5 protein-coding genes and 2 pseudogenes are annotated in these 3,532 nt (G+C 68.9%); 6 read left to right on the forward strand and 1 reads right to left on the reverse strand.

Translation table 11 applies throughout. The features are described from left to right. Positions 1–75 (reverse strand): annotated as a pseudogene (locus AB0M20_RS32625) (rRNA adenine N-6-methyltransferase family protein); the annotation flags it as partial. Between the two features lie 145 nt (positions 76–220). Between AB0M20_RS32625 and AB0M20_RS32630 the strand changes: the two are divergent. From AB0M20_RS32630 to AB0M20_RS32655, 6 genes and pseudogenes are all read left to right on the forward strand, one after another. Beyond that, positions 221–952 (forward strand): dienelactone hydrolase family protein, encoded by a 732-nt coding sequence (locus tag AB0M20_RS32630; protein WP_364304182.1) that lies wholly within the window; start codon positions 221–223, stop codon positions 950–952. Between the two features lie 86 nt (positions 953–1,038). Continuing rightward, complete coding sequence (locus AB0M20_RS32635; protein WP_364304183.1) at positions 1,039–1,572, forward strand: dihydrofolate reductase family protein; 534 nt, start codon at positions 1,039–1,041, stop codon at positions 1,570–1,572. Between the two features lie 15 nt (positions 1,573–1,587). Further along, positions 1,588–1,944 carry a YciI family protein gene (locus tag AB0M20_RS32640; RefSeq protein ID WP_364304184.1) on the forward strand — a complete coding sequence of 119 codons (357 nt, stop codon included), beginning with the start codon at positions 1,588–1,590 and terminating at the stop codon, positions 1,942–1,944. Beyond that, positions 1,944–3,191 (forward strand): sigma-70 family RNA polymerase sigma factor, encoded by a 1,248-nt coding sequence (locus AB0M20_RS32645; RefSeq protein WP_364304185.1) that lies wholly within the window; start codon positions 1,944–1,946, stop codon positions 3,189–3,191. Before AB0M20_RS32640 ends, AB0M20_RS32645 begins: the two co-directional genes overlap by 1 nt. A 38-nt stretch (positions 3,192–3,229) precedes the next feature. Further along, positions 3,230–3,481 carry a hypothetical protein gene (locus AB0M20_RS32650; RefSeq protein WP_364304186.1) on the forward strand — a complete coding sequence of 84 codons (252 nt, stop codon included), beginning with the start codon at positions 3,230–3,232 and terminating at the stop codon, positions 3,479–3,481. Beyond that, a pseudogene (locus tag AB0M20_RS32655) lies at positions 3,453–3,532 on the forward strand (23S rRNA (adenine(2058)-N(6))-methyltransferase Erm(B)); the annotation flags it as partial. The gene AB0M20_RS32650 and the pseudogene AB0M20_RS32655, both read left to right, overlap by 29 nt.

Below are 3,532 nucleotides of genomic sequence, written 5' to 3' on the forward strand. Positions count from 1 at the left end.
ATTTAATCTGATAAGTGAGCTATTCACTTTAGGTTTAGGATGAAAATATTCTCTTGGAACCATACTTAATATACTGCTAGCGCTTACGCATCATCGTCACGACCAGCCCGACCACGACGACAGCGACGACGACCAGGCACACGAGGAGATGCCACGGCTTGATTGCACCCATGACGCGGCATCCTAGATCACCGCGCCAAGGCGGCTAAGGTCGCTGACTGTGAAGCTTCGTGAGGAAGAAGTGCGCGTCCCCGCCGCCGGCTATGACATCCGGTCCATCGTCATCAGGCCCGGCGGGGACGGGCCGTGGCCGGGCGTGCTGCTCTACACCGACATCTTCCAGCTGACCGAGTCGACGCTGCGCACCGCGCGGCGGCTGGCGTCGGACGGGTTCGTGGTGTGCGTACCCGAGATCTATCCGCGCACCGAGCTGGCCGGCGTCGTGCTGGAGTTCGACGACGCAGGCAAGGCGGACGGCCTGGCCGGCGCCGCCGCGACGACGACCGCCCAGTTCGACGAGGACCGGGTCGCGGTCCTCGACTACCTCGAGGGCCGCGACGACGTCTCCGCTCTGTACGCGACCGGCTTCTGCATCGGCGGCCATCTCGCCTTCCGGGCGGCTCTCGACGAGCGCGTCGAGAAGACCGTCTGCTTCTACCCGACCGGGCTGCACAGCGGCGGCCTCGGCGCCGACGACCCGGGCTCGCTCGCCCGCGCGGCCGGCATCCGGGGCCGCCTGATGATCGTCTTCGGTTCGCAGGACCCGCACGTCCCGGCCGACGCGCGTCGGCAGATCGTCTCGGCGCTCTACGCGGCCGGCCACGACGATCTCGAGCTGCACATCTACCGCGGCGGGGAGCACGCCTTCATGCGCGACGTCGGCCCGCGCCACGATCCCGTGCTGACGGACCTGGCCCTGACCTCGGCGATCGCCTTCTTCAGAACTCGTTAGAAAAACTTCGGCGACCGTGTCGAAAGGCGGCGGGCTCGTTCGGCGTACCGGGTGAAGGCAAGCCCGAACGAACCGAGGAGCCCACGATGGGATTCATCAAGTCCAGCCTCTTCATCTCCCTCGACGGCGTCATCGAGAAGCCCGACGCCTGGCACTTCCCCTACTTCGACGACCAGATGGGCGCCGTCGTCGGGCAGCTGATGGGCGAGACCGACGCCACCCTGCTCGGCCGGCGCACCTACGACGAGTTCGCCTCCTACTGGCCGACCGCCGACCCGGCCGACCCGATCACCGGCGTGATGAACGGCGCCCGCAAGTACGTCGTGTCCACCACGCTGACCGATCCGTCGTGGCAGAACACGACCGTGGTCAACGGTGACGTCAAGGCCGAGCTGACCAAGATCAAGAGCACCACCCGCCTGGGTACGACGGGCAGCGCCACCCTGGTCCGCGGCCTGCTCGAGCAGGGTCTGATCGACGAGCTGCACCTGCTGGTCCACCCGATCGTGGTGGGCCACGGCAAGAAGCTGTTCACCGACGGCGCGACGGTGCCGCTGAAGCTGGTCGACTCGACTACCTTCGGCACCGGTGTCCTGCACCTCGTCTACGCCAACGCCTGATCTTCGGAGGTCACCATGCGCTACATGCTGATGCACTACCAGACGCAGGAGATGGAGGAGGGCGTCCCTCCGTCGCCCGAGACCCAGGCCGCGATCGGCCAGTACATGCAGGAGGCGTCGATGGCCGGCGTCCTGCTGACCGGCGAGGGTGTGCACGGCAGCGCACAGGGCGCCCGGGTCGAGCAGGAGGGCGGGTCGGTCCGGGTGATCGACGGGCCGTTCGCCGAGGCCAAGGAGCTGATCGGCGGCTTCGCGATCCTCGAGGTCGACTCGCTCGCCGAGGCCGTCGAGCACGCGCGGCGCTGGGCTCAGGTGATCGGCACCCACCGGGTCGACGTGCGGCGGGTGGTCGAGTTCGAAGATCTCCGGTGATGGACGACGACCGGATGGCCGCGCTGTGGCGGGTCGAGTCGCCGCGGCTGATCGCCCGCCTGATGCGGCTGGTGGGCGATCTGGACACCGCCGAGGAGCTGGCCCAGGAGGTGTTCGTCACGGCGATCGAGAAGTGGCGGGCGGAGGGCGTACCCGACAATCCCGCCGCCTGGCTGACCACGACGGCGCGTCACCTGGCCATCGACCGGATCCGCCGCCGTGACACCCAGCGCGAGAAGTACCGGGTCGTCGCGGCGGCGCAGCCGCAGGCGGTCGAGCACGACGCCGACGCCGACCTGGCCGACGACCTGCTCGGGCTGATCTTCATGGCCTGCCATCCGATCCTGTCGCCGGACGCCCGCTCGGCGCTCACCCTCAAGCTGGTCTGCGGGCTGAGCACAGAGGACGTGGCGCGCGCCTTCCTGACCCCGGCGCCGACCATCGCCCAGCGGATCGTGCGGGCGAAGAAGACGCTCGCCGCGGCGAAGGTGCGCTTCGAGCTGCCCGCCGAGCCGGACCGGCCGGCCCGGATGGACGCCGTCCGCGAGGTGATCTATCTGGTCTTCAACGAGGGTTACTCGGCCACCAGCGGCAGCCGGTGGTTCCGCGGCGACCTGTGTGCGGAGGCGCTGCGGCTCGGCCGGATGCTGGCCGCGCTGACCCCGCGCGACACCGAGACGCTGGGCCTGCTCGCCCTGATCGAGCTGCAGGCGTCACGGTTGCGGGCCCGCACCGGCCCCGGCGGCGAGGCGATCCTGCTGATGGACCAGGACCGCACCCGCTGGGACCGGCTGCTGATCCGGCGCGGGCTGGCCACCATGGACCGCATCGAGCGGCTGGGCGGCACGGTCGGCAACTACGCGCTGCAGGCGGCGATCGCGGCCTGCCACGCCCGCGCGGCGGTCGCCGCGGACACCGACTGGGAGCGGATCACCGCGCTCTACGACGGCCTGGCCCGGATCAGCCCGTCCCCCGTCGTGGAGCTCAACCGGGCCGTCGCGACCGCCCAGGCCTTCGGCCCGGACGCCGGGCTGGCTCTGGTGCGTCCCCTTCGCGACGTGCCGGGGATGCGCGACTACCACCTGTTGTACGCGGTCACCGGCGATCTGCTCTGCCGCTCGGGGGACCACGCCGAGGCCCGGGAGAACTTCCTCGCGGCGGCCGCCCGGACCGGCAACGACGCGGAGCGCAGGACAATGCAAGCGCGTGCCGCTTCGTGCGCCACCGGCCACATAGGGCCTGTTTGACGTTCTTTGCAACGGTGCACGGGAGGACACTCGGACCCGTGGTGCAGGTCGAGCGAGTCGAAATCGACACGACTGACTTCGCCCTGGCACACGAGTACCTCTCCCGGGCCCATGTGGACCACGAGGTCAGGCTCCGGCCGCCGGATGAGGATTTCGTGTTCCGTGCCAAGGGTGCCGCGGCGGGCGAGCTCAGCCTGGAGCGGAGTACATATCGCGCCGCGGCCGCGGCGACCGCCGAGCCGATGGGTGCGCTGCGGGCCGGGGTCAGGAAAAGGGCATTTTACCCTTGAATTAGTACAGAGGTGTAATTTCGTAACTGCCATTGAAATAGACCATAAATT

This window comes from Actinoplanes sp. NPDC051633, assembly GCF_040681735.1.
Classification (GTDB): Bacteria; Actinomycetota; Actinomycetes; order Mycobacteriales; family Micromonosporaceae; genus Actinoplanes.